This window comes from Inhella sp., from assembly GCF_041912635.1.
Taxonomy (GTDB): domain Bacteria; phylum Pseudomonadota; class Gammaproteobacteria; order Burkholderiales; family Burkholderiaceae_C; genus Inhella.
In genome coordinates this window covers 35,858-60,606 of record NZ_JAYRMO010000004.1, presented here as the reverse complement: position 1 = coordinate 60,606, position 24,749 = coordinate 35,858, and the positions used below count along the sequence as shown (strand labels likewise).

Genomic DNA, 24,749 nt, shown 5'->3' with positions numbered 1-24,749 from the left:
AACAGAGAGAAAGAAGACCCAGGCGCCTTGACGCCGCGCGCGGATGCTAGGTAGCCCGTCTTGCGCGAAGGCTGCGTAATAACCAGCGAAGTTCGGGTTTGCTCCCCCAGCGCTTGCCCTCGGGGCCCTTGCCTAGAATCCGGGTTTCCCCTTGAGAAGCCCACCATGAGCCTGCACAACGTCACGCCCGGCGCCAAGGCGCCCGAAGAGTTCAACGTCATCATCGAAATCCCGATGAATGGCGACCCGATCAAGTACGAAGTCGACGAGGACAGCGGTGCGCTGTTCGTGGACCGCTTCATGGGCACGTCGATGCACTACCCGTGCAACTACGGCTACATCCCGCAGACCCTGGCCGCCGATGGCGACCCGGTGGACGTGCTGGTGATCACCCCGGTGCCGTTGATCCCGGGCGTGGTGGTGACCTGCCGCCCATTGGGCATCCTGAAGATGGAAGACGAGGCCGGTGGTGACAGCAAGCTGCTGGCGGTACCGACCACCAAGATCCTGCCGATCTACTCGCAGTGGAAGACCCACGAGGACCTGAACCCGATGCGCCTCAAGGCCATCCAGCACTTCTTCGAGCACTACAAGGACCTCGAAGAGGGCAAGTGGGTCAAGGTGCAGGGCTGGGAAGGCCCGGAAGGCGCCGTCGCCGAGATCCGCGAAGGCATGGCGGCCTGGGCGGCCAAGCAGAAGAAGGCCTGATCCTCCAGGCATGATGGCAAGGCGGCTTCGGCCGCCTTTTCTTATTTGGCACCTTTGGAGTTCGAGCACCATGAGCCTTCGCGTCGCGCTGGGTCAGATCAACGTCACCGTGGGTGATCTGGCCGGCAATGCCGCACGCATCCTGGCCGCCGCGCAGCAGGCCCATGCACAGGGCGCACAGCTGCTGCTGACGCCCGAGCTGGCGCTGTGCGGCTACCCGCCCGAGGACCTGCTGCTGCGTCCGGCCTTTCTGGCGGCCTGCGAGACGCAGCTGCATAGCCTGGCCACCGAGCTGGCCGCCTTGCCCGGGCTCACCGTGGTGGTGGGCCTGCCGATGGCGCGCGAGGGTGTGGCCCGCGGCCGCTCGCAGCAGCAGGCGCCCGCGCTCAACGCGGCGGCCGTGCTGCGTGACGGCCAGCTGCTGGGCCGCTATGCCAAGCGCGAGCTGCCGAATTACCAGGTGTTCGATGAGCGCCGCTACTTCTGCAGCGGCCGCGAAGCCGGGCTGGCGCCCCTGGTGTTCGAGGTGGCTGGCCGGCGCATTGGTCTGCTGATCTGCGAGGACGCGTGGTTCGACGAGCCCGCCGAGGCGGCCAAGGCCGCTGGGGCGGAGGTGCTGGCCGTCATCAATGCCTCGCCTTTCCACATGGGCAAGACGGCCGAACGCGAGGCGCGCATGGGCGACACCGCGCGCCGGCTCGGGCTGCCGCTGCTCTACGCGCATCTGTGTGGCGGGCAGGATGAGGTGGTGTTCGACGGCGCGTCCTTCGCCGTTGACGGCGCCGGCCAGGTGCAGGCGCGTGCGCCATTCGTTGAAGAAGCACTGCTGCTGGTGGATTTGGACCCGCAACCGCGCGGCGCGCTGGCTGCCTTGCCCGAGCCGCTTGCGCAGGTCTGGCAAGCGCTGGTGACCGGCGTGCGCGACTACATCGGCAAGAACGGCTTCCCTGGCGTGGTGATCGGCCTGTCCGGCGGTATTGATTCAGCCTTGGTGCTGGCCATTGCCGTCGACGCCCTTGGGGCCGAGCGGGTGCGCGCGGTGATGATGCCCTCGCCCTACACCGCTGACATCTCCTGGATCGACGCGCGCGACATGGCCGAACGTCTGGGTGTGCGCTACGACGAGATCGCCATTGCGCCGCTGTTCGAGCAGTTCAATACCGCGCTGCAGCCGCAGTTCGTCGGCCGCACGGCCGACACGACCGAGGAAAACCTGCAGGCCCGCATCCGCGGCACCCTGCTGATGGCGCTCTCCAACAAGTTCGGCAGCCTGGTGCTGACCACGGGCAACAAGAGCGAGATGGCGACCGGCTACTGCACGCTGTACGGCGACATGGCCGGGGGCTTCGCCGTCATCAAGGACGTCGCCAAGACCCTGGTGTTCGAGCTGGCGCGCTGGAAGAACCGCCAGCCCAGCCGGCGTGCCGATGGCTCGGTCGGTCCGGTGATCCCCGAGCGCATCATCGAACGCCCGCCCTCGGCCGAACTCCGGCCGGACCAGAAGGACGAAGACAGCCTGCCGCCTTATGCCGTGTTGGACGCCATCCTCGCGTGCTACATGGAAGAAGACGCCTCGGTGGAGCAACTGCTGGCCGAAGGCTTCGACGCGGCGGCGGTGGAGCGCGTGACGCGCCTGATCAAGCTCAATGAGTACAAGCGCCGCCAGGCCCCGATTGGCATCCGCATCACGCACCGCAGCTTCGGCCGCGACTGGCGCTACCCGATCACCAATCGCTTCCGTGCTTAAATCATCCGAACCCCAGGAGACCCCACCATGAAGCAGATCACCGCCGTCATCAAACCCTTCAAGCTCGACGAGGTTCGCGAGGCCCTGGCCGAGCTGGGCGTTTCCGGCCTGACGGTGACCGAGGTCAAGGGGTTCGGCCGCCAGAAGGGCCATACCGAGCTCTACCGGGGCGCCGAATACGTGGTCGACTTCCTGCCCAAGATCAAGGTCGAGGTGGTGGTCAAGGACGAGGACGTCGAGCGCTGCATCGACGGCATCCTGCGCGCCGCCAAGACCGGCAAGATTGGCGATGGCAAGATCTTCGTCACTCCGATCGAGCAGGTGGTGCGCATCCGCACCGGCGAAACCGACGACGCGGCGATCTGATCAGGCTTTGACGCCCGGCGGCTGGCGCAGGTCCACCAACTCGGTGCCCGCCAGTCGGTCGTGCAGGTACTGGCGGCCGGGCAGCCAACGGCTGCTCAAGGCATAGACCAGCAGATTGATCAGCAGGGCGATGTAGATCCAGCGCCGCTGCGACTCCAAGGCCAGCAGGTGTGAGACCGCCAGCGCCGGCAGGAACATCAGCCAGGACCATGCGAAGCGCTTCAGGGCCTGGGGCCAGGCAGGCGGGCGGCCGCTGCGTGCATCGCGCACGCCGATGTACCAGGTCTTCATGGCCAAGGTCTCGCCGCGCGACCAGCACCAGCTGAAGTACACCGCCAGCACCCCCAGGAACACCAGGCTGGCGCCTGTGGCCTGGCCGGGCTCGAAGCTGCGGCGCGTCAGCGCGTAATGCGCAAAGCCGGCCACCATCAGCAGGCCGAAGACCAGAAAGCTTTCGTAGAACAGACAGGCCAGGCGGCGCCGCAGGCTGGGCGCCGGGGTGATCGGAGCCGGGCTCACGGCGCGCTGGCTGCGCGCGCAGGCGCCTTGGGCAGCAGGGTCACCGGATCCAGCCCGGAAACCTGGAGCGGCCGCTTGCGCGGCACAGCCGGCTTGGCGGCCAGTTGGGTCAGCGGCACGGTGCTGACGCCGGGGCCGGCTTGCACCAGCAGGGGCGTGGCGGGCTTCTGCGGGGCCGGTGCACGACGCTGTGCGGCACGTTCCTGCAGGGCCTGACGTTCCTCTTGGGGCAGGGCCTGATAGCGCTCCCACTTGGCTTGACGCTCAGCGGCGGTGACCCGCTTGGCGTCCTGCCAGCCGATTCGAGCGCGCAAGCGCTCCTGCGGGCTCAAGCGCGACCACTCGGCCATGCGCAGCTGCAGGCGCTGTTGTTCGTCGGCGGCCAGATTTGGGTAGCGCGCTGCCACCTTGAGCCATTTTTCCTGGGTTGTGGCATCCAGCTCGGACCACTGCCCGGCCAGCGGACGCAATGCTTCGCGCTGCGGTGCGTTGAGCGAGCTCCACGGGCGGGCGACGGCCAGCAAGGGGGCGGGCGCAGGCAACTCCTGCGCCATGACCAGGGGCTGAGCGAGCAGTCCCGTCAGCGCCAAGCCAGCAAACGCCCCCCGCATCGTCATGCGCCTTCGTCCTTCTGATCGTCTTCGGGGCGCGCTTCTTTGTCGGACTTCTGCGCGTCCTCGTCCAGGTATTCGTTGAAACCCGGATCTCCGTAGGCATTGGGCGGCAGTTGGTCCTTCAGCAGCTCGGTATCGACCTCGCTGATGCCCAACACCTGCTGGAACCACTGCCCCTGGGCCAGCGCCACCAGGCCGAGCACCAGCACCAGAGCCGGCAGCCAAGCGGCGCCGAAGCGCTTGCGCCCACCAGGGCCGCCAGCCAGGACGGCCTGGCCGGATGCGTCGGCTTGCACGGCCGAGGCCTCGCGTGCGGCGCGTGCCGCGGCCAGCGCCTGGGCACGCGCGCCTTCCAGGCGAGCCTGGATCTCCGGCGGCAGCTGTTCGGCCTCGGCCTTCAGGGATTGCGCCAAAGCGCGGCCGGCCTGATCCACGGCGTCGTCGGTCATCGTCTGGTTCGGCTTCATCGTTGCAATCCCCGGGCAGTCAAGGCCTTGGCCAGCGCATGCACGGCCCGCGAACAATGCGTTTTCACGCTGCCCTCGGAGCACCCCATGGCGCTGGCGGTTTCGGCTACATCAAATTCCTCCCAGTAACGCAGCATGAATGCCTCGCGTTGACGCGCCGGGAGTTTTTGTACTTCTTCGGTGATCAGCGCGAATATTTGCGCCTTCTCCACCTCATCTGCAGCGCTGAGGGCGCCCAGGGCGCCGTCGCCGCCGTCGATGGCTTCGAGCAGATTGAAGCTGTCGTCGGCGTCGTCGCCCTCGAAATCCGACAGATTGACCAGCACCGCATTGCGCACCTTCTGGCGGCGGAACCAGTCCATCGTGGCGTTGGAGAGGATGCGCTGGAACAGCAGCGGCAGCTCCTCGGCGGGGCGGTGCGCGTAGTGCTGGGCCAGGCGGATCATGGCGTCCTGCACGATGTCGAGCGCAGCGTCGTTGTCACGCACCATGTAGGCCGTGCGCTTGAACGCCCGCCGCTCGACCGAGCGCAGAAAGTCGTTGAGTTCGGAATCCGTAGCCAAGGCGATCAGCCGTGCGCAAAAAAGGTCGCGGATTATCGACGCGCTTTTGCCTTCGTGTTTGGAGAAGTCAGTCTGGGTTTCAAGCCCGATCTGACTGCGCATAATGAAAGCACTTTCGGCCCCCAGAGGCCGGATGCCAAGAGAGCCCGAGCCCGTCTCATAAGGACGCGAGGAGGGGGACCGATGAGTTTTCTTGCCAGAAGACGCAGGAGGTTGCGATGACCGCAATGGAAGCGATGGCGCGCACGGGTGCGCCGGCCGCCGGCCAAAACCCGAATGAAGACCTGAACGGCGCCGAGATCATGGTGCGCTGCCTTCAGGAAGAGGGCGTGAAGTATTTGTGGGGCTATCCCGGCGGTGCCGTGCTCTACATCTATGACGCTCTGTACAAGCAACAAACGATTCAGCATGTGCTGGTGCGCCACGAGCAGGCGGCTATCCATGCGGCTGACGGCTATGCCCGTGCCACCGGTGAGGTCGGCGTCGCCCTGGTGACCTCCGGCCCTGGCGTGACGAACGCGATCACCGGCATCGCCACCGCCTACATGGACTCGATCCCGATGGTGATCGTGACCGGCCAGGTGCCGACCGCCGCCATCGGCCTGGATGCCTTCCAGGAATGCGACACCGTGGGCATCACGCGCCCGGTGGTCAAGCACAACTTCCTCGTCAAGGACGTCAAGGATCTGGCGCTGACGATGAAGAAGGCCTTCCACATCGCCCGCACCGGTCGACCCGGTCCGGTGGTGGTGGACATCCCGAAGGACGTGTCCCTGCACAAGACCGCCTTCGAGTACCCGCAGACGCTGCACATGCGCAGCTACCAGCCGGTCAAGAAGGGCCACCCCGGCCAGATCCGCAAGGCGGTGCAGCTGCTGCTGGCGGCCGAGCGCCCCTACATCTACACCGGCGGCGGCGTGATCCTCGGCGAGGCCACGGCCGAGCTGCGCCAGCTGGTGGACCTGCTGGGCTTCCCCACCACCAACACCCTGATGGGTCTGGGCGCGATGCCGGGCACGGACCCGCGCTTCCTGGGCATGCTGGGCATGCACGGCACCTACGAAGCCAACATGACCATGCAGCACTGCGACGTGCTGCTGGCCGTGGGCGCCCGCTTCGATGACCGCGTGATCGGCAACCCCAAGCACTTCGCGCAGGTGCAGCGCAAGATCATTCACATTGACATCGACCCCTCGTCGATCTCCAAGCGCGTCAAGGTGGACATCCCCATCGTGGGCGACGTCAAGGAAGTGCTGCAGGAGCTGATCAGCCAGATCAAGGAAGCGCGCGAGCGCCCCGATGCCGACAAGCTCAATGCCTGGTGGCGGCAGATCAAGGACTGGCGCGGCAAGGAGTGCCTGTCCTACAAGGCCAGCGACACCTTGATCAAACCGCAGTCCGTGGTGGAAAAGCTCTGGGAGCTGACCCGCGAGCGTGACACCTACATCACCTCGGATGTGGGCCAGCACCAGATGTGGGCCGCGCAGTTCTACAAGTTCGACGAGCCGCGCCGTTGGATCAACAGCGGCGGCCTGGGCACCATGGGCGTGGGCCTTCCCTATGCGATGGGCATCAAGCTGGCCAAGCCGGATTCAGACGTGTTCTGCATCACCGGCGAGGGCTCGATCCAGATGTGCATCCAGGAGCTGAGCACCTGCCAGCAGTACCGCACGCCGGTCAAGATCATCAGCCTGAACAACCGCTACCTGGGCATGGTGCGCCAGTGGCAGCAGCTGGACTACGGCGGCCGCTACAGCCATTCCTACATGGACGCGCTGCCTGACTTCGTGAAGCTGGCCGAGGCTTACGGCCACGTCGGCATCCAGGTCAATCACCCGAGCGAAGTGGAAGACGCGCTGAAGGAGGCGATCCGCTTGAAGGACCGCACCGTCTTCCTGGACGTGCGCACCGACCCGAGCGAAAACGTCTGGCCGATGGTGCAGGCGGGCAAGGGCATCACCGAGATGCTGCTGGGCTCGGAGGACCTCTGATATGAAGCACATCATTGCCGTCCTGATCGAGAACGAAGCCGGCGCGCTGTCGCGCGTGGTCGCCCTGTTCTCCGCCCGTGGCTACAACATCGAGTCGCTGTCCGTCGCGCCGACCGAGGACCCGTCCCTCTCGCGCATGACCATCACCACCACCGGTTCGGACGAGGTGCTGGAGCAGATCACCAAGCACCTGAACCGCCTGATCGAGGTCGTGAAGGTGGTCGATCTCACCGAAGCCCAGTTCATCGAGCGCGAGCTGATGCTGGTGAAGCTGCGCGCCGTGGGCAAGGAGCGCGAAGAGCTCAAGCGCACCGCCGACATCTTCCGTGGCCGCATCGTCGATGTGACCGAGAAGACCTACACCATCGAGCTGACCGGCGACGGCACCAAGCTCGATGCCTTCCTTGAGGCGGTGGACCGCACCGCCATTCTTGAAACCGTGCGCACCGGCGCCAGCGGCATCGGCCGCGGCGACCGCGTGTTGCGTGTCTGAACCTTGCCTGCCCCCGAACTGGAGAACTGAAATGAATGTGTATTACGACAAGGACGCCGACCTCTCCCTCATCAAGGGCAAGCAAGTCGCCATCATTGGCTATGGCTCGCAAGGCCATGCCCACGCGCTGAACCTGCACGAGAGTGGCGTCAACGTGACCGTGGGCGTGCGCCGCGGCGGCCCGAGCTGGGGCAAGGCTGAGGGCGCTGGCCTGAAGGTGGCCGAGGTGGGCGAAGCCGTGAAGGCTGCCGACGTGGTGATGGTGCTGCTGCCCGATGAGCAGATCGCTTCCGTGTACCGCAAGGACATCGAGCCCAACATCAAGAAGGGCGCCTCGCTGGCCTTCGCGCACGGCTTCAACGTGCACTACGGCCAGGTGCAGCCGCGCGCGGATCTGGATGTCTGGATGGTGGCCCCCAAGGCCCCGGGCCACACGGTGCGTGACACCTACAAGCGTGGCGGTGGCGTGCCGCACCTGATCGCCGTGCACGCCGATGCCACCGGCCGTGCCCGCGACCTGGCCCTGAGCTACGCCGCGGCCAACGGCGGCGGCAAGGCCGGCATCATCGAAACCAGCTTCCGTGAAGAGACCGAGACCGATCTGTTCGGCGAGCAGGCCGTGCTGTGTGGCGGCGCTGTGGAGCTGATCAAGGCCGGTTTCGAGACCCTGACCGAGGCCGGCTATGCGCCCGAGATGGCCTATTTCGAGTGCCTGCACGAGCTCAAGCTGATCGTGGACCTGATCTATGAAGGCGGCATCGCCAACATGAACTACTCGATCTCGAACAACGCCGAGTACGGTGAGTACGTGACGGGCCCCGAGGTCATCACCGCCCAGAGCAAGGCTGCCATGAAGGAAGCGCTGCGTCGCATCCAGACCGGCGAGTACGCCAAGAGCTTCATCCTGGAAAACCAGGCCGGCGCGCCGACCCTGATCAGCCGCCGCCGCCTGATGGCCGAGCACCCGATCGAAATCGTGGGCGAAAAGCTGCGCGACATGATGCCTTGGATCAAGGCCAACAAGATGGTGGACAAGAGCAAGAACTGAGCTGGAAGGCCGCTGCCACAGGGCCGCAAGAAAAGAGCGCCAACACAGCGCATCCCCGAACCCCTGGGTCCTAAGGCCCAGGGGCTTTTTTTCGTCCGCTCATCAGGTGCGCCAGATGCGCGGCTCGCTGGGCGGCTGCCCCCAGGCCTGTTCGCGCCACAGGCCGCGCAGGGCGCGCATCAACTGGGTGGCAGGCTCCAGCTCGGCGGCCAGCACGCGCAGCAGCAGCAGGCGGCCGTGCAGCAAGGTGACGGCTGCCCGGATGGGCTGTGCCTCCAGCAGGGCGCGGCTGCGCTCCAGCAGCGCCTCGGCCTGGGGGCCGCTCCAGGCCTGCGCCTGGGCCAGCACCAGCGTGCCCAGCACGGGCAGACCCGCCAGGCCGCAGGGGCCGTCCAGCAGCGCGCGGTCCTGGGCACGGATCCAGCCACGGTCACGCCACAGGCCTTCGATGTGCAACTCTTGCAGCAACTCGCCCTCATCGAAGGGCTGTCCGGCGGCGCCTAGGCCCAGCACCAGCAGTTCGCTCGCCAGCAGCTCGCCCTGGAGGTGGATGTGCACCTGGTTGCGCGCCCGGCAGCCGCGGTAGGCCAGGGTCTCCTGCGGCAGCCATTCCAGCCGGCCGCCGGCTGCCACGCGGGCGCTGAGCTGCTGGGTCGCCTCCAGCGTGGCCGAGCGATAGAAACGTGTTGCGGCGGGTGTCGTCACCAGCAGGTGGGCCCCGGCTTCGACGTCGAGCTCGATGTCAAGCCGGTCGCCCCCCACCAGACCGCCGGGCGGGTGTACCAGCACGGCATGGGCGGTAGCCGGCCCCTCGGGGTAGAGCGTCTTGAGCAGGCGCAGCGGCCCGTGGTGTTCGCTGTACACCACGGTGCCTGCATCCTCGCGGCGGGCCTGCAGGGCCAGCCGGGCGGGCCAGCGGATGCCGGGATCACGCTGCAAGCAGCAGGCCCTTTTGCTCGATGAAGCGGATCACCTCGGCCAGGCCGGCCTGGGTCTTGAGGTTGGTCGTCACCCAGGGTTTGGTGGGGCGCATGCGGGCGGTGTCGGCCTTCATCACGTCCAGGTCGGCCCCAACGTGCGGTGCCAGATCGGTCTTGTTGATGACGAACAGGTCGCTCTTGGTGATGCCGGGGCCTCCCTTGCGCGGAATCTTTTCGCCGGCGGCCACGTCAATCACATAGATCGTCAGGTCGCTCAGCTCCGGGCTGAAGGTGGCGGCGAGGTTGTCACCGCCGCTCTCGATGAAGACGATGTCCGCGTTGGGGAACTTCTCCAGCATGCGGTCCACGGCCTCGAGGTTGATCGAGCAGTCTTCGCGGATGGCGGTGTGCGGGCAGCCGCCGGTCTCGACGCCGACGATGCGCTCGGGCTCCAGCGCGCCGGCCACGGTGAGCAGGCGCTGATCCTCCTTGGTGTAGATGTCGTTGGTGACGACGACGAGGTCGTACTGCGTGCGCATGGCCTTGCAGAGCATCTCGACCAGGGTGGTCTTACCAGAGCCTACTGGCCCGCCCACGCCGACGCGCAAGGGGGGCAGCTTCTTGGTGCGGCCGGGGAGGGCGTGCAGGGGTGTGTTCATGAGCGAAACAGGCGGGAGTACTGGGTTTCGTGGCGGGCGCTGAGCAGGCCCAGGCCGGGGCTGAAGGCGATAGGCTCGGGTGCGGCCAGGGCATCGGCCACGGCGGTGGGGATAGCGGCCACCAGGCGCGCCAGCAGGCGCTGGCCGGCGCTTTGGCCGAGGGGCACGCCGCGCACGGCTGCCATCACCAAGTTCTCGGCCCAGGCAAAGGCGGCCGCATGCAGCAGGCCGGGCAGGGCTGCGCCGCGCTGCTGGCCTACCACCGCAAACACCACCGGCCAGCTGGGCGGCTGCAAGGTTTGGAGCAGCGTGCAGTCAATGCCCTGGCCCTGGGCCCAGGCCAGCAGGCTGCGGCCCATTTGCTGGCACTGCGCCAGCAGTTCGGCGGATTCGCGCGTTTGCAGCACCCAGTCGTTGCAGCGCTGCAGGCCCTCGGCATCGCCCGCTGCGCTGGCCAGCCAGGCCTGGGCCATCAGCGGCAGTTCGGCGCGGGTCTGCACCAGCTCCAGCTGGTTCAGCAGCCAGCGGGCGGTGCTGGCTTCATCGAATACCTCGCCGGCCTCGACGGCGGCCTCCAGGCCTTCGGAGTAGCTGAAGGCGCCCACCGGCAGGGTGGGGCTGGCCAGCCAGAGCAGTTGCAGCAGTTCAGTGCTCATGGGGGTGGGCATGGGAGTGGGTATGCGCGTGCGCGCCATATGCACCGCCCTCCGGCTCGAACGGGGCCAGGGCCTCGTTCACGAGCAGGTGCTGGGCGCGCAGCATCTGCGCCAGCACGGGGTCGGGCTCCAACTGCAGCAGCTCGGGCTGAAGCTCCAGCGGCACATGGCGGTTGCCCAGGTGGTAGGCGGCGCGCAGCAGGTCAAAGGGCGAGCCGTGCTGGGTGCAGTGGCGCACCTGCAGCACGGGCTGGGGTGCGGCCTGCACGCGCAGCAGGGCACCGTCTTCGGCCACCAGCACATCGCCGCCGCGCAGCACGGTGCCGCGCGGCAGCAGCACGGCCAGTTCTTCGCCAGCATCGTCCTGAGCGGCGAAGCGGCTCTTCTGCCGCAGGTCCCAGTCCAGGGTCAGCGTGGGCAGGCGCTTGCGCAGGGCAGCGGCCAAGCCCTGGCCGGCGGGCAGGTGTTTGATGAAGTGCCGCATTCAGAACAGGAAGTAGCGCTGCGCCATCGGCAGCTCGTGGGCGGGTTCGCAGGTCAGGAGCACGCCATCGGCCCGCACCTCGTAGCTCTGGGCGTCGATCTCCATCGTCGGCGTGTAGCTGTTGTGCACCATGTCCGCCTTCTTCACGCTGCGGCAGCCGCGCACGGGGCTGAGCGTCTTGCGCAGGTTCAAGGCTTGCGCGGTGCCCAGGCCGGCCTGCGACACGAAGGTCAGCGCACCCTGGCTGAGCGCGCCGCCGAAGCTGCCAAACATCGGCCGCATATGCACCGGCTGCGGCGTCGGGATGCTGGCGTTGGCGTCGCCCATCGCCGCCATGGCGATGAAGCCGCCCTTGAGCACCAGGCTGGGCTTGACGCCAAAGAAGGCCGGCTTCCACAGCACCAGATCGGCCCACTTCCCCACCTCGATCGAGCCCACCTCATGCGCCACGCCATGCGTGAGCGCGCCGTTGATGCCGAGCTTGGCGATGTAGCGCTTGACGCGGGCGTTGTCGTGTCGTTCGCTGTCGCCAGGCAGTGGCCCGCGCTGCAGTTTCATCTTGTGCGCGGTCTGCCAGCAGCGGATCAGCACCTCGCCCACGCGGCCCATGGCCTGGCTGTCCGAGCTGAACATGCTGATGGCGCCGAGGTCGTGCAGGATGTCCTCGGCAGCGATGGTTTCGCGGCGGATGCGGCTTTCGGCAAAGGCCAGGTCCTCGGCGATGCCGGCATCCAGGTGGTGGCAGACCATCAGCATGTCCAGGTGCTCGTCCAGGGTGTTCACGGTGAACGGGCGCGTGGGGTTGGTGGAAGAGGGCAGCACGTTGGCTTCGCCCACCACCTTCATGATGTCCGGCGCGTGCCCGCCGCCGGCCCCTTCGGTGTGGAAGCTGTGGATGGTGCGGCCCTTGAAGGCGGCCACACTGTCTTCCACGCAGCCGCTTTCGTTCAGGGTGTCGGTGTGGATGGCGACCTGGGTGTCGGTCTCCTCGGCCACGCCCAGGCAGCAATCAATGGCCGCCGGCGTGCTGCCCCAGTCCTCGTGCAGCTTCAGGCCGATGGCACCGGCCTCGATCTGCTGGCGCAGCGCCTCGGGCCGGCTGGCATTGCCCTTGCCGAAGAAGCCCAGGTTCATCGGGAAGGCCTCGGCCGCCTTCAGCATGGTGGCCAGGTGCTGGGGGCCGGGGGTGCAGGTGGTGGCCAGCGTGCCGGTGGCCGGGCCGGTGCCCCCGCCGATCATCGTTGTCACGCCTGAGGCCAAGGCCTCCTCGATCTGCTGCGGGCAGATGAAGTGGATGTGCGTGTCCACCGCGCCGGGCGTGACGATCATGCCTTCGCCCGCAATGATCTCGGTGCCGGGGCCGATGACGATGTCCACGCCGGGCTGCACGTCCGGGTTACCCGCCTTGCCGATGGCGGCGATGCGGCAGCCGCGCAGGCCGATGTCGGCCTTGACGATGCCCCAGTGGTCCACGATCACCACATTGGTGATCACCGTGTCCACCGCGTCCGCGGGGCCGGGTCCGTTCGGGCGCTGGCTCTGGCCCATGCCGTCGCGCACGGTCTTGCCGCCGCCGAACTTCACTTCTTCGCCGTAGCCGCCGGCGCGCAGGGTCAGGTCCTGCTCGATCTCGATCAGCAGTGCGGTGTCGGCCAGACGCAGGCGGTCGCCCACGGTGGGGCCGAGCATCTCGGCATAGGCGCGGCGGGGCAGGGTGGCCATTACAGCGCTCCGTTCACCAGGCCGCGAAAGCCCCAGACGGCGCGCTCGCCCGCGTAGTCCACCAGCTCCACAGTGCGCACCTGGCCGGGCTCGAAGCGCACCGCGGTGCCGCTGCAGATGTTCAGGCGCATGCCGCGCGCGCTGGCGCGGTCGAATTCCAGCGCGGCATTGGTTTCCGCGAAGTGGTAGTGCGAACCCACCTGGATGGGCCGCAGGCCGGTGTTGGCCACGCGCAGCGTGAGCGTGCGCCGGCCGGGGTTCAGCACCAGCTCGCCCTCTTCCGTCAGCAGTTCGCCGGGAATCACAGCACCCCCGTGAGGCGCAGGGCGCCGAAGGTCATCAAGCCAGCGCCCAGGCCCTCGGCCCAGCGCGCCGCCATGGGCCGCAGCAGGGCGCCGGCTGCCAGGCCCAGGCCGTGCAGCAGCACGGTGCCGGCCAGCATGCCCAGCAGCGCGGCCAGGCCCTGCAGCTCGCTGCCATGGGCGGCGCCATGCATCCAGGCAAATACGGCGATGAGGGCCAGCGCCACCGGCTGCGGCAGTGGCACGCGCCAGGCCACCAGCAGGCCCAGGCCCAGCAGCGAGACGGCAATACCCGGCTCCACGCCGGGTGGCAGCCAGCCCGCCCAGGCCACGGCCAGCGCGCCCAGCAGCAGGGCGGCAGCAAACACCAGCGGGCCACGCAGGGCCTCGGCGGGGCGGCGGTAGGTGAGTGCACCCCACAGGCCTACTGCCAGCATCGCAGCCAGGTGGTCGGCGCCGCTCAGCGGGTGGCTGAAGCCCGCGCTGAAGCCGCTCAGGCCATGGTCGCCGCTGTGAGCGAAAGCGTTTTGGCCGACAAGAAGAAGCAGGAGCAAGACGGTGCGCATGAGGCCTCAGGCAATGGGTTGGTGCACGGTGACGAGCTTGGTGCCGTCGGGAAAGCTGGCTTCGATCTGGATCTCGGTGAGCATCTCGGGCACGCCCTCCATCACCTCGGCGCGGCTGAGCACCGTGCGGCCACTGCTCATCAGCTGGGCCACGGTCTGGCCGTCGCGTGCGCCCTCCAGGATGGCGGCGCTGATGAAGGCCACGGCCTCGGGGTAGTTCAGGCGCAGGCCGCGTGCGCGCCGCCGCTCGGCCAGCAAGGCGGCGGTGAACACGAGCAGCTTGTCCTTTTCACGCGGGGTCAGGTCCATGGGGGCGGGGCAGGGGAAGCAATGCCTGGCTTTTTGCAAGCTTTGGGCCAGCCCCATTTCGGCGCGTGGCCACCGCTTCTGCGCCGAGTTGGCGCGCCGCGCATGCGGGCATGGCGCCAGCTTGGGGCGGCCTTGCACCAGCGCGGCGCATGGGTGCTGCGGATTGGGGTGGCACAGCCCTTGCTGCAGTGCAGCAGGAGCCTTCCCCCTCATCCACCCCAAGGAGTTCCGATGCTGCGCCGTTCTGCCCTGCGATCCATCAGCCTTGCCGCTGCCAGCCTGTTCGCCGTTCCCGTCTGGGCGGCTGACACCATCAAGGTGGGCGTGCTGCACTCCCTTTCCGGCACCATGGCCATCTCCGAGACGGTGCTCAAGGACACCGTGCTGATGGCGATCGACGAGATCAATGCCAAGGGCGGTGTGCTGGGCAAGAAGCTCGAACCGGTGGTGGTGGACCCGGCCTCCAACTGGCCGCTGTTTGCCGAGAAGGCCAAGCAACTCATCAGCCAGGACAAGGTGGCCGTGGTGTTCGGCTGCTGGACCTCGGTGAGCCGCAAGTCGGTGCTGCCGGTGTTCGAGAGCACCAACTCGCTGCTCTTCTACCCGGTGCAGTACGAGGGCGAGGAACTCAGCAAAAACGTCTTCTACACCGGCGCCGCTCCCAACCAGCAGGCCATTCCCGCGGTGGAGTACCTGATGAGCAAGGACGGTGGCGGGGCCAAGCGCTTCGTGCTGCTGGGCACCGACTACGTGTACCCGCGCACCACCAACAAGATCCTGCGCGCCTTCCTCAAGACCAAGGGCATCGGCGAGGCCGACATCCTGGAGGAGTACACCCCCTTCGGCCACAGCGATTACCAATCCATCATCGCCAAGATCAAGAAGTTCGCCGCCGAGGGCAAGAAGACCGCGGTGGTCTCCACCATCAATGGCGACTCCAACGTGCCCTTCTACAAGGAGCTGGGCAACCAGGGCCTGAAGGCCACGGATGTGCCGGTAGTGGCCTTCAGCGTGGGCGAGGAAGAGCTGCGCGGCGTGGACACCAAGCCCCTGGTGGGCCACCTGGCCGCCTGGAACTACTTCATGAGCCTGAAGAACCCCGCCAACGAGGCCTTCACCAAGAAGTGGGCGGACTACGCCAAGGCCAAGAACATCCCCGGCCACAAGGACAAGCCGCTGACCAACGACCCCATGGAGGCCACCTACATCGGCGTGCACATGTGGGCGCAGGCCGTGGCCAAGGCCAAGAGCACCGAGACCGACAAGGTCATCACTGCCATGGCCGGCCAGACCTTCACCGCACCCTCGGGCATCACCTCCAAGATGGACGAGAAGAACCACCACCTGCACAAGTCGGTGTTCATCGGCGAGGTCAAGGCGGATGGCCAGTTCAGCGTGGTGTGGAAGACCCCGGGGCCGGTGCAGGCCGACCCGTGGAGCGACTACATCCCCGAGAACAAGGGCAAGAAGAACGAGCCCGAGAAGAAGTAAGCCATGCGCGCGGGCTGGCGGGTCTTTTTGCTGCTGCTGGCGCTGCTGGGGGGCGCCAGCCCGGCGCGGGCGCTGAGCCCGGCGCTGCAGCTGCAGCTGGCGCAGGGCGAGGGCGACGCGCGCGTCGCCGCGCTCAACCAGGCCTTGCTGGCGGGCGACCGCCGCCTGGGCGCCTACCTGCAGGCGCTGTTGGACGGGCGGGTGCGCATCCAGGGGGATCAGGTGCGCGTGGCGGCACCGGGCGAGCCGCCGGCCGCCGAGGGCGAGGAGCCGATGCTGAACAACCGCCTGCGGCGCGAGTTCGAAAGCGCACTTGCCGCCCTGGACCTGCTGGCCCCTGAGCCGGAGCGCCGTGCCCAAGCCCTGCAGGTGCTGGCTGACCAGCCCGACCCCGCCCGCCTGCCTCTGCTGGAGCGCGCCCGCGCGGCCGAAACCCTGCCGGCCTTGCAGCAGCGCCTGGACCGCCTGCTGGCGGCGGCGCGGCTCTCGGCTCCCGAGCCCGCGCAGCGCCAGCGCGCCGCCCAGGCTCTGGCCCAGGCGGCCGACCCCGGCACGCGTGCCCAGCTGCTGGAGCGTCTGGCCGCCGAGACCGACCCCACGGTGCGCCGTGCCCTGCAGCAGGCCGCCCAGGCGGTGGCCGAGCGCCTGGCCTGGGGGGAGCGCGCGCAGCTGCTCTTCAGCGGCCTGAGCCTGGGCTCCATCCTGCTGCTGGCCGCGCTGGGCCTGGCCATCACCTACGGGCTGATGGGCGTCATCAACATGGCCCATGGCGAGCTCTTGATGATTGGCGCCTATGCCACCTGGGGCGTGCAGCAGGCATTCCGCGCCTGGCTGCCGCCGGGCGCTTTTGATGCCTATCTGCTGCTGGCGCTGCCGGCCAGCTTCCTGGCCGCGGCCGCGGTGGGCGTGCTGATGGAGCGGCTGGTGATCCGCCACTTGTACGGCCGGCCGCTCGAATCCCTGCTGGCTACCTGGGGCCTGAGCCTGATCCTGATGCAGACGGTGCGCAGCCTCTTTGGCGCGCAGAACGTGGCGGTGGAGAACCCGGGCGTTCTGAGTGGCGGCTGGGCCCTGCTGCCCAACTTCACCCTGCCGTGGAACCGCCTGGCCATCATCGGGCTGGCGGCGCTGGTGCTGCTGGGCGTGGCCCTGCTGCTCACCCGCACGCGCCTGGGCCTGCTGGTGCGCGGCGTGACGCAGAACCGCCGCATGGCCGCCTGCGTGGGCGTGGACACGGCGCGGGTGGACACCCTGGCCTTCGCGCTCGGCTCCGGCCTGGCCGGCCTGGCCGGCTGCGCGCTCAGCCAGGTCGGCAATGTGGGGCCGGACCTGGGGCAGAGCACGATCGTGGACGCCTTCATGGTGGTGGTGCTGGGCGGCGTGGGGCAACTGGCCGGCACGGTGTACGCCGGCCTGGGCCTGGGCGTGCTGGCCAAGCTGCTGGAAGGCTGGCAGGGCGCGGTGCTGGCCAAGATCGGCCTGCTGCTGCTGCTCATCCTTGTCATCCAGAAGCGCCCGCAGGGTCTGTTCGCAATCAAGGGCCGGAGCGTGGACGCATGAGCACTCCCGCACGGCCGCTCCGAAGGGAGTGCGTTCCTCCTTCGGGGGGGCGTTCACGAAGTGAACGGAGGGTCGTCCAGTGAGCACGCGGCGTCTGCTTTCCCCGCGCGGCTGGGCCGTGCTGGCGGCCCTGGCCGCCGTGTGGCTGCTCGGCGTGCCGCTGCTGCACCTGGCCTTGCCGGCCGGGCACCCGCTGCACCTGTCGGAGTTTTACGTCGGTCTGCTGGGCAAGTTCGCCTGCTATGCCATCTGCGCCTTGGCCATCGACCTGATCTGGGGCTTCACCGGCATCCTCTCGCTTGGCCATGGCCTGTTCTTCGCGCTCGGCGGCTACGGCATGGGCATGTACCTGATGCGCCAGATCGGCCGCGAGGGCCAGTACGGCAGCGAGTTGCCCGACTTCATGGTCTTCCTGAACTGGCAAGAACTGCCCTGGCATTGGGCGCTGAGCGATTCGCTGCTGGCGCAACTGTTCCTTGCCCTGGCCATCCCCGCCGCGCTGGCGGCGGTGTTCGGCTGGTTTGCCTTTCGCAGCCGCATCCAGGGGGTCTACTTTTCCATCATCACCCAGGCCCTGACGGTGGCCGCCATGCTGCTGTTCTTCCGCAATGAAACGGGCTTTGGCGGCAACAACGGCTTCACCGACTTCAAGCGCCTGGCCGGCCTCAATCTGCAGCTGCCCACGGTGAAGCTGGCGCTGTGTTTGGCCTCGGGCCTGGCGCTTCTGGGCTGCTACCTGCTGGCGCGTTGGCTCACGCAGGGCCGCTACGGCCGCCTGCTGCTGGCGGTGCGCGACGCCGAGAGCCGGCTGCGCTTCTGCGGCTACGACCCGGTGGCCTACAAGCTCAGCATCTGGGTGCTCTCCGCCACGATGTGTGCGCTAGCCGGGGTGCTGTACGTGCCCCAGGTCGGCATCATCAACCCGAGCGAGATGAGCCCGGCCGCCAGCATCGAGATGGCAATTTGGGCGGCCGTGGGCGGGCGCGGCACCTTGATCGGCCCCATCCTGGGCGCCTTCTTTGTGAACGGCGGCAAATCGGTGTTCACCGCCTGGCTGCCCGAAGCCTGGCTGTTTGTGCTGGGCGGGCTGTTCATTGCCGTCACCTTGTTCCTTCCGCGCGGCCTGATCGGCCTGATCAATCGCAAGGAGCGCCCATGACGCCCGACCTGATGGAAGCCGGCGCCCAAGCCCGCGCCCGCCTGCAGGCCCAGGTGCTGGCGCGCGGCGAGCCGGTGTTCAACCAGGGCGTGGCGCTCTATGTCGAGGACTTGCGCGTTGCGTTTGATGGCTTTCAGGCACTGGGTGGGTTGTCTCTCACGCTGGGCCTGGGTGAGCTGCGCTGCGTCATCGGCCCCAATGGCGCGGGCAAGACCACGCTGATGGACTGCCTCACCGGCAAGACGCGTCCCGACAGCGGCCGGCTCTTCTTCGGCTCCAACCTGGACCTGCGCCGCATGAGCGAAACCGAAATCGCCCGGGCCGGCATCGGCCGCAAGTTCCAGAAGCCCACCGTGTTCGAAGCCCTGACGGTGCAGCAGAACCTGGAACTGGCCCTGGCCGGCGACCGGCGCGTGCGCCAGGCCCTGCGCGCCCGCCTGAGCGCCGCCCAGCGCGACCGCCTGGACGAGCTGCTGCAGGAGGTGCACCTCTGGAGCGAGGCCGACCGCGTGGCCGGCCTGCTGAGCCACGGGCAAAAGCAATGGCTGGAGATCGGCATGCTGCTCGCACAGGACCCCCGGCTGCTGCTGCTGGACGAACCCGTGGCCGGCATGACGGACGAAGAAACCGCGCGCACCGCCGAGCTGTTCCGCCGCCTGGCCGGGCGCCACACCCTGCTGGTGGTGGAGCACGACATGGCCTTCGTAGGTGAGCTGGCCGGCGCCGAGGGTCAGGTGACCGTGCTGCACGAGGGCCGTGTGCTGGCCGAAGGTCGCATGGACGATGTACAGGCCAACGAGCAGGTGATCGAGGTGTACCTTGGCCGCTGATTCCTTGCTGCAGGTGCAGGGCCTGCACCAGCACTACGGCGGCTCGCACATCCTGCGCGGGCTGGACTTTGGGCTGCGCGCCGGTGAGGTGACCGTGCTGCTCGGTCGCAACGGGGTGGGCAAGACCACGCTGCTCAAGACCCTGATGGGCCTGGTGCCCGCCAGTCAGGGCCAACTGCTGCTGGACGGGCAGGAGCTGAACGCGCTGCAGACCCACCGGCGGGTGCGTGCCGGCCTGGGCTTCGTGCCGCAGGGCCGCGAGATCTTCAACCGCCTGACGGTGCGCGAGAACCTGCTGATGGGCCTGGCCCCGCGCCCGGCCGGCAGCTCGCTGCCGCCGGAGCTCTTCACCCTGTTCCCGGTGCTGCAGCAGATGCTGGGCCGGCGCGGTGGGGACCTCAGCGGGGGGCAGCAGCAGCAACTGGCCATCGCCCGCGCGCTGGCCGGCGGCCCGCGTGTGCTCCTGCTGGACGAACCCACCGAAGGCATCCAGCCCAGCGTCATCAAGGACATCGGCCGCGTCATCCGCCACCTGGCCCATGAACGTGGCCTGGCGGTGCTGCTGGTCGAGCAGTTCTACGACTTCGCCGCCGAGTTGGCCGACCAGTACCTGCTGATGCAGCGGGGTCAGCTGGTGGGGCAGGGCCGTGGCGCCGACATGGCGGCGGACGGCGTGCGCGAACGGCTCGCCTTGTGAGGGCGCTAGGAAGCCCTGGGCGGGCTGGGTACAGTCGCGCCCAATGAGCCCCAACCCCAGCGACATCCCCTCCGACTTCCAGGACTCCGACCTGGACGAGCAGCCGGCACCCCAGCGCAAGCCCCGCAAGGGCCTGTACGTGCTGCCCAATCTGTTCACCCTGGCGGCCCTGTTCGGGGGCTTCTACGCCATCGTCATGGCCATGAACGGGCGCTTCGAGAACGCTGCCATCGGCATCTTCTGTGCCATGGTGTTGGACAGCCTGGACGGCCGCGTGGCGCGCATGACAGGCACCCAATCCGCCTTCGGCGAGCAGATGGACAGCCTCTCGGACATGGTCAGTTTCGGCGCCGCGCCAGCCCTGGTGGCCTACGAGTGGGCGCTGAAGGACCTGGGCAAGCTGGGTTGGATTGCCGCCTTCGTCTACTGTGCCTGCGCGGCCCTGCGCCTGGCGCGCTTCAACACCAACATCGGCGTCATTGATAAGCGCTTCTTCCAGGGCCTGCCCAGCCCGGCCGCCGCGGCCCTGGTGGCCGGCTCCATTTGGCTGGCGGTGGATGCCGGCTGGACCCTGGAGGCCCATCCCTGGCTGAGCCTGGCCATGGTGGGCATCACGCTGTACGCCGGCCTCACCATGGTGACCAACGCGCCCTTCTACAGCTTCAAGGATTTCAGCCTCAAGCGCTCGGTGCCGTTTGCCCTGCTGGTGGCCCTGGTGCTGCTGATCGCGTTGGTCTCCAGCCACCCGCCCATCGCCCTGTTCGCGCTGTTTTGCTGCTACAGCGTGTCCGGCTATGCCGAGTACGCGCGTCGCAAATGGAAGGGGCGGCACGCCAGCCTCATCGCCACCTCGACCGACGAGCCCGACGAAGCAGGCCTGCACGGTTGACGAAGCGTGTTCCGGTTGCCGCTGCTACATTCGCCCCATGACGTTCGCCCGCACTCTTGCCCTACTACCGGAGGCCTCTCGGGTGCGTTGACGCGTCCAGCCTTGTGCTGACCCCCTCCACGGCCCGCCCAGTCCAAGCTGCGCGGGCCGTTTTGTTTTTCCGACTCTGGAGCACCAAATGGCCGACCGCCTGATCATCTTTGACACCACCTTGCGCGATGGCGAGCAGTCGCCCGGCGCCTCGATGACCAAGGACGAGAAGCTGCGCATCGCGCGCCAGTTGGAGCGACTGCGGGTCGACGTCATCGAAGCCGGCTTCGCGGCCGCCAGCCCGGGCGACTTCGAGGCCGTGAAGGCCATCGCCGACGCCATCAAGGACAGCCGCATCTGCTCGCTGGCGCGCGCCAACGATCGCGATCTGAGCCGTGCCGCCGAGGCGCTCAAGGGCGCCAACGCCGCGCGCATCCACACCTTCATCGCCACCAGCGAACTCCACATGGAGAAGAAGCTGCGCATGACGCGTGAGCAGGTGCTGGAGCAGGCGCGCCTGGCCGTGCGCTTCGCGCGCCAGCATTGCGACGACGTCGAGTTCTCGCCTGAGGATGGCTACCGCAGCGACCCGGACTTCCTCTGTCGCGTCATTGAAGCGGTGATCGAGGAAGGCGCGGGCACCATCAATATCCCCGATACCGTCGGCTACGCCATTCCGGAGCTGTACGGCGAGTTCATCGCCAACCTGCGCCGCCGGGTGCCCAACTCGGACCGCGCGATCTGGAGCGTGCACTGCCACAACGACCTCGGCATGGCCGTGGCCAACTCGCTCGCCGGCGTGAAGATCGGCGGCGCGCGCCAGATCGAGTGCACCATCAACGGCCTGGGCGAGCGCGCCGGCAACTGCTCGCTCGAAGAGGTGGTGATGGCGGTCAAGACCCGCCGCGACCACTTCGGCCTGGAAGTGGGCATCGATGCCAGCCAGATCGTCGCCGCCTCGCGGCTGGTCAGTCAGACCACCGGCTTCGTCGTGCAACCCAACAAGGCCGTGGTGGGCGCCAACGCCTTTGCCCATGCCTCGGGCATCCACCAGGATGGCGTGCTCAAGGCCCGCGACACGTACGAGATCATGCGCGCCGAAGACGTGGGCTGGGCGGCCAACAAGATCGTGCTGGGCAAGCTCAGCGGCCGCAACGCCTTCAAGCAGCGCCTGGAGCAACTCGGCATCACGCTGGAAAGCGAGGCCGAGCTGAACGAAGCCTTCCAGCGCTTCAAGGTGCTGGCCGACCGCAAGGCCGAGGTGTTTGACGAGGACATCCTGGCCCTGGTGATGGAAGAGCAGGCCGACCACGAGCCGGATCATTACAAGCTGCTGGCCCTGAAGCAGAACTCCGAGATGGGCGAGCGCCCGCGCGCGGCAGTGGTGTTCGAGGCCGGCGGCACCGAGTACCGCGCCGAGAGCGAAGGCAATGGGCCTGTGGACGCCTGCGTGCGCGCCATCGAGTCGCAGTTGCAGAGCGGTGCGGAGTTGCTTCTATTCAGCGTCAATGCCATCTCCAGCGGCAGCTCCGAGAGCCAGGGCGAGGTGAGCATGCGTCTGCAATTGGGCGGTCGCGTGGTGAACGCGGTGGGCGCCGACCCGGACATCATCGTGGCCTCGGCCAAGGCCTACTTGAATGCCCTGAACAAGCTCCGCGCCAAAGGCGAAAAGCTGCTGGCACAGGGCTGAGGCCGGTGCGAGGACGGTCCTGAGGACCGTCCGACCCCGGCCGAAGGACAGGCCCCGTCGTGCGGGGACTGGCTGGGGGAGATCGGACCGAGGACAGCCCGGAGGGCTGTCCGACGCCGATCGAAGGACAGGCCCCGCCGAGGCCAGAGGCCTCGGCCTTCGTGAGACATGAACAGCCCATTGGGCTGTTCATGTCCGCACTCAGTCGTGCGGGGCCTGGCTGGGGCGCGGTGGAAGTCAAAGAAGACAGCCATTCAAAAGACAAATCCCCGGCCGCCCATCCACCCCACCCCCAACACGTGACAAACCGCAACTTTCGACCCCATCTCAAGACTTCCCCCTAAGTCTTTGATGTTGAAAGCTCGCAAGACCGACCGTTACACTCGACTCCCCTTTGCTGGAGTGCTGTCGATGCGTTTGCTGGGCCTGTTGTGCTTGAGTCTGGTTCTGAGCGTGGCGGACGCGGGCCTGGGTGTGCAGACGGCCGACGCCGCCACCAATAAGACCCAGAAGGCCGAGCGCCAGCAGGTCCGCAAGAGCAAGGCCAAGAGTCCACGCAAGGCGGCGGTGCAGGCGCCCAAGCGCCGTGTGGTCGCAGTGGTGGCGCCGGCCCGGCCCAGTTTCGGGCAGCAGCTCGGGCTGGAAGAGAGCCCCTCGCCGCTCGCGCTGAAGTCCAATGTGGCCCTGGTGCTGGACCAGGAAACCAATGAGGTGCTGCTGGCCAAGAACGAGGGCGCGGTGCTGCCGATCGCCTCGATCACCAAGCTGATGACCGCCCTGGTGGTGCTGGAAGCCCAGCAGCCGCTGGATGAAGTGCTGACCATCAGCAACGAAGACATCGACACCGAGAAGCACACCGGTTCGCGCCTGGCCGTGGGCACGCAGCTGACGCGCGGCGAGATGCTGCACCTGGCGCTGATGTCGAGCGAGAACCGGGCCGCCAATGCGCTGGGGCGCCACTACCCCGGTGGGCTGGCCGCCGCGGTCGAGGCCATGAACGCCAAGGCTCGGCAACTGGGCATGCGTGACACCCGCTATGTGGAGCCGACCGGTCTCAGCAGCTCCAACCAGAGCAGCGCCAGCGATCTGGCCCGTCTGGTCAAGGTGGCTTATGAGGTGCCGCTGCTGCGCGAGCTTTCCACCACCGCTGAGCACCGCGTGCGTGTGGGGCGGCGCGACATGGCCTTCCACACCACCAATGGCCTGGTGCGCAGCCGCAGCTGGGACATCGGTCTGCAGAAGACCGGTTACATCGCCGAGGCCGGCCGCTGCCTGGTGATGCAGGCCGAGCTGGCGGGTCGCAAACTGATCATGGTGTTCCTTGACTCTGCCGGCAAGTACAGCCGGATCGGCGATGCCGAGCGGGTCAGGAAGTGGCTGAGCAGCGACCGAGCAGGGTCCTGAGGGCGAGACCGGACTGAAACAGCCCCGCGGGCTGTTTCAGCCTGCCGAGCGCCAAGGCCTCTGGCCTTGGCTGGGGCGCTGGCAGCCAGTCAGCCTTCTGTTGCTAAGCCCGATACCCCAGCGCAGCCGAAATCGCCGCCGCCGTGTCCCGCAGCTTGGGCTCCCAGCCTTCTTCCAGCCGGTCCGAGGGCGCGGAGATCGACAGCCCCGCCACCAGCTTGCCCTGGTCGTCAAAGATGCCGGCGGCCATGCACCGTACGCCCAGCTCCAGCTCCTCCTCGTCGCGAGAGACCCCGCGCGAGCGCACCGTGGCCAGCTCGCGCTCCAGGCGGGGCAGGTCGGTGATGCTGTTGCGCGTATGGCCGGCCAGACCGGTGCGGGTGGCGTAGGCGCGCACGCGGGCCGGCTCGTCATGGGCGAGGAAGAGCTTGCCCACCGAGGTCAGGTGCAGCGGCGCGCGGCCGCCTACCGCACGCACCACCTGCATGCCGCTGCGCTCGCTGTAAGTGCGTTCGATGTAGACGATCTCGTCGCCCTGACGCACCGACAAGTTCACCGGCTGGTGCGTGAGTTTGTGCAGCTCGCGCATCGAGTCCAGTGCGGCATCGCGCACATCCAGCCGCGCCTTAACCAGATTGCCCAATTCCAGCAGGCGCATGCCCAGGCGGTAGCTGCCGGGTTCGGGCCGGTCGACATAGCGGCCCAGAGTCAGGTCGTTGAGGATGCGATGGGCGGTCGAGGGGTGCAGTCCGGTGGCCTCGGCCAGGGCCTTCAGCGGGATCGGATCGGCATGGCGGGCCAGCACATCCAGCAGCGCAAAGGCGCGTTCCAGCACTTGGATCGTGGGCGTGGGGGCTTCACTCAT

General features: G+C 67.8%; 26 protein-coding genes and 1 pseudogene. 14 read left to right on the top strand and 13 right to left on the bottom strand.

The window, feature by feature from the left end; translation table 11 throughout:
- The first annotated feature begins 165 nt into the window (after nucleotides 1–165).
- The 3 genes from ppa to ACE3QP_RS03295 all read left to right on the top strand — a co-directional run bounded on the left by ppa (nucleotide 166) and on the right by ACE3QP_RS03295 (nucleotide 2,821).
- Nucleotides 166–708, top strand: coding sequence for an inorganic diphosphatase (ppa, locus tag ACE3QP_RS03305; protein ID WP_198111617.1), 543 nt, complete (start codon nucleotides 166–168; stop codon nucleotides 706–708).
- 70 nt (nucleotides 709–778) lie between these two features.
- The gene (locus ACE3QP_RS03300) at nucleotides 779–2,455 is read left to right on the top strand and encodes an NAD+ synthase (RefSeq protein WP_374433529.1); all 1,677 of its coding nucleotides are present in this window, start codon (nucleotides 779–781) and stop codon (nucleotides 2,453–2,455) included.
- Between the two features lie 27 nt (nucleotides 2,456–2,482).
- Nucleotides 2,483–2,821, top strand: coding sequence for a P-II family nitrogen regulator (locus tag ACE3QP_RS03295; protein WP_198111615.1), 339 nt, complete (start codon nucleotides 2,483–2,485; stop codon nucleotides 2,819–2,821).
- On the opposite strand, the gene ACE3QP_RS03290 is transcribed toward ACE3QP_RS03295, so the two are convergent.
- From ACE3QP_RS03290 to ACE3QP_RS03275, 4 genes are read right to left on the bottom strand one after another with little or no spacing between them, the layout of a single operon-like run.
- Nucleotides 2,822–3,340, bottom strand: coding sequence for an RDD family protein (locus ACE3QP_RS03290; RefSeq protein WP_374433527.1), 519 nt, complete (start codon nucleotides 3,338–3,340; stop codon nucleotides 2,822–2,824).
- The gene (locus ACE3QP_RS03285; RefSeq protein WP_374433525.1) at nucleotides 3,337–3,957 is read right to left on the bottom strand and encodes a DUF3106 domain-containing protein; all 621 of its coding nucleotides are present in this window, start codon (nucleotides 3,955–3,957) and stop codon (nucleotides 3,337–3,339) included. Before ACE3QP_RS03285 ends, ACE3QP_RS03290 begins: the two co-directional genes overlap by 4 nt.
- Nucleotides 3,954–4,421, bottom strand: a complete 468-nt coding sequence (locus tag ACE3QP_RS03280; protein ID WP_374433524.1) for a DUF3619 family protein — start codon at nucleotides 4,419–4,421, stop codon at nucleotides 3,954–3,956. The genes ACE3QP_RS03285 and ACE3QP_RS03280 overlap by 4 nt, the downstream gene beginning before the upstream one ends.
- Entirely contained in the window at nucleotides 4,418–4,984 is a 567-nt protein-coding gene (locus ACE3QP_RS03275) for an RNA polymerase sigma factor (RefSeq protein WP_198111611.1), read from the bottom strand. The genes ACE3QP_RS03280 and ACE3QP_RS03275 overlap by 4 nt, the downstream gene beginning before the upstream one ends.
- A gap of 227 nt (nucleotides 4,985–5,211) precedes the next feature.
- Between ACE3QP_RS03275 and ACE3QP_RS03270 the strand changes: the two genes are divergently transcribed.
- Genes ACE3QP_RS03270 through ilvC form a run of 3 tightly spaced genes read left to right on the top strand, consistent with a single transcriptional unit; the run spans nucleotide 5,212 to nucleotide 8,516 of the window.
- Nucleotides 5,212–6,975 (top strand): acetolactate synthase 3 catalytic subunit, encoded by a 1,764-nt coding sequence (locus ACE3QP_RS03270; protein ID WP_374433698.1) that lies wholly within the window; start codon nucleotides 5,212–5,214, stop codon nucleotides 6,973–6,975.
- A 1-nt stretch (nucleotide 6,976) separates the two neighbouring features.
- Nucleotides 6,977–7,468: an acetolactate synthase small subunit gene (ilvN, locus tag ACE3QP_RS03265; protein WP_198111609.1), complete on the top strand. Its 492-nt coding sequence runs from the start codon at nucleotides 6,977–6,979 to the stop codon at nucleotides 7,466–7,468.
- 31 nt (nucleotides 7,469–7,499) lie between these two features.
- Nucleotides 7,500–8,516, top strand: coding sequence for a ketol-acid reductoisomerase (gene ilvC, locus ACE3QP_RS03260; RefSeq protein ID WP_374433522.1), 1,017 nt, complete (start codon nucleotides 7,500–7,502; stop codon nucleotides 8,514–8,516).
- Nucleotides 8,517–8,618: 102 nt separating this feature from the next.
- Here the strand turns inward: ilvC and ACE3QP_RS03255 are convergent, their stop codons facing one another.
- From ACE3QP_RS03255 to ACE3QP_RS03220, 8 genes and pseudogenes are all read right to left on the bottom strand, one after another.
- A complete protein-coding gene (locus ACE3QP_RS03255) occupies nucleotides 8,619–9,455 on the bottom strand; it encodes an urease accessory protein UreD (protein WP_374433520.1) in 837 nt (278 codons plus the stop codon).
- Nucleotides 9,445–10,095, bottom strand: a complete 651-nt coding sequence (gene ureG, locus ACE3QP_RS03250; protein WP_374433518.1) for an urease accessory protein UreG — start codon at nucleotides 10,093–10,095, stop codon at nucleotides 9,445–9,447. The genes ACE3QP_RS03255 and ureG overlap by 11 nt, the downstream gene beginning before the upstream one ends.
- Nucleotides 10,092–10,751 (bottom strand): urease accessory protein UreF, encoded by a 660-nt coding sequence (locus ACE3QP_RS03245; RefSeq protein WP_374433515.1) that lies wholly within the window; start codon nucleotides 10,749–10,751, stop codon nucleotides 10,092–10,094. The genes ureG and ACE3QP_RS03245 overlap by 4 nt, the downstream gene beginning before the upstream one ends.
- A pseudogene (gene ureE / locus ACE3QP_RS03240) lies at nucleotides 10,744–11,235 on the bottom strand (urease accessory protein UreE); the annotation flags it as partial. The gene ACE3QP_RS03245 and the pseudogene ureE, both read right to left, overlap by 8 nt.
- Nucleotides 11,236–12,957, bottom strand: coding sequence for an urease subunit alpha (gene ureC, locus ACE3QP_RS03235; RefSeq protein WP_374433513.1), 1,722 nt, complete (start codon nucleotides 12,955–12,957; stop codon nucleotides 11,236–11,238).
- Nucleotides 12,957–13,262, bottom strand: coding sequence for an urease subunit beta (locus ACE3QP_RS03230; RefSeq protein WP_374433510.1), 306 nt, complete (start codon nucleotides 13,260–13,262; stop codon nucleotides 12,957–12,959). Before ACE3QP_RS03230 ends, ureC begins: the two co-directional genes overlap by 1 nt.
- Nucleotides 13,259–13,825 (bottom strand): HupE/UreJ family protein, encoded by a 567-nt coding sequence (locus tag ACE3QP_RS03225; protein ID WP_374433509.1) that lies wholly within the window; start codon nucleotides 13,823–13,825, stop codon nucleotides 13,259–13,261. The genes ACE3QP_RS03230 and ACE3QP_RS03225 overlap by 4 nt, the downstream gene beginning before the upstream one ends.
- 6 nt (nucleotides 13,826–13,831) lie before the next feature.
- A complete protein-coding gene (locus ACE3QP_RS03220; protein ID WP_374433507.1) occupies nucleotides 13,832–14,134 on the bottom strand; it encodes an urease subunit gamma in 303 nt (100 codons plus the stop codon).
- A gap of 231 nt (nucleotides 14,135–14,365) precedes the next feature.
- Between ACE3QP_RS03220 and urtA the strand changes: the two genes are divergently transcribed.
- The 8 genes from urtA to pbpG all read left to right on the top strand — a co-directional run bounded on the left by urtA (nucleotide 14,366) and on the right by pbpG (nucleotide 23,884).
- Complete coding sequence (urtA, locus tag ACE3QP_RS03215) at nucleotides 14,366–15,625, top strand: urea ABC transporter substrate-binding protein (protein ID WP_374433505.1); 1,260 nt, start codon at nucleotides 14,366–14,368, stop codon at nucleotides 15,623–15,625.
- A gap of 3 nt (nucleotides 15,626–15,628) precedes the next feature.
- Nucleotides 15,629–17,185: an urea ABC transporter permease subunit UrtB gene (urtB, locus tag ACE3QP_RS03210; protein ID WP_374433503.1), complete on the top strand. Its 1,557-nt coding sequence runs from the start codon at nucleotides 15,629–15,631 to the stop codon at nucleotides 17,183–17,185.
- Between the two features lie 79 nt (nucleotides 17,186–17,264).
- Nucleotides 17,265–18,344: an urea ABC transporter permease subunit UrtC gene (gene urtC / locus ACE3QP_RS03205; RefSeq protein ID WP_374433501.1), complete on the top strand. Its 1,080-nt coding sequence runs from the start codon at nucleotides 17,265–17,267 to the stop codon at nucleotides 18,342–18,344.
- On the top strand, nucleotides 18,341–19,174 hold the full coding sequence (urtD, locus tag ACE3QP_RS03200; protein WP_374433499.1) for an urea ABC transporter ATP-binding protein UrtD: 834 nt from the start codon (nucleotides 18,341–18,343) through the stop codon (nucleotides 19,172–19,174). Before urtC ends, urtD begins: the two co-directional genes overlap by 4 nt.
- A 4-nt stretch (nucleotides 19,175–19,178) precedes the next feature.
- Nucleotides 19,179–19,871 (top strand): urea ABC transporter ATP-binding subunit UrtE, encoded by a 693-nt coding sequence (gene urtE, locus ACE3QP_RS03195; protein WP_374433696.1) that lies wholly within the window; start codon nucleotides 19,179–19,181, stop codon nucleotides 19,869–19,871.
- A gap of 43 nt (nucleotides 19,872–19,914) precedes the next feature.
- The gene (pssA, locus tag ACE3QP_RS03190) at nucleotides 19,915–20,760 is read left to right on the top strand and encodes a CDP-diacylglycerol--serine O-phosphatidyltransferase (RefSeq protein ID WP_374433497.1); all 846 of its coding nucleotides are present in this window, start codon (nucleotides 19,915–19,917) and stop codon (nucleotides 20,758–20,760) included.
- Between the two features lie 178 nt (nucleotides 20,761–20,938).
- A complete protein-coding gene (locus ACE3QP_RS03185) occupies nucleotides 20,939–22,480 on the top strand; it encodes a 2-isopropylmalate synthase (protein WP_198111595.1) in 1,542 nt (513 codons plus the stop codon).
- Between the two features lie 411 nt (nucleotides 22,481–22,891).
- Entirely contained in the window at nucleotides 22,892–23,884 is a 993-nt protein-coding gene (pbpG, locus tag ACE3QP_RS03180) for a D-alanyl-D-alanine endopeptidase (protein ID WP_374433495.1), read from the top strand.
- 103 nt (nucleotides 23,885–23,987) lie between these two features.
- On the opposite strand, the gene ACE3QP_RS03175 is transcribed toward pbpG, so the two are convergent.
- Entirely contained in the window at nucleotides 23,988–24,749 is a 762-nt protein-coding gene (locus ACE3QP_RS03175) for an IclR family transcriptional regulator (RefSeq protein ID WP_374433493.1), read from the bottom strand.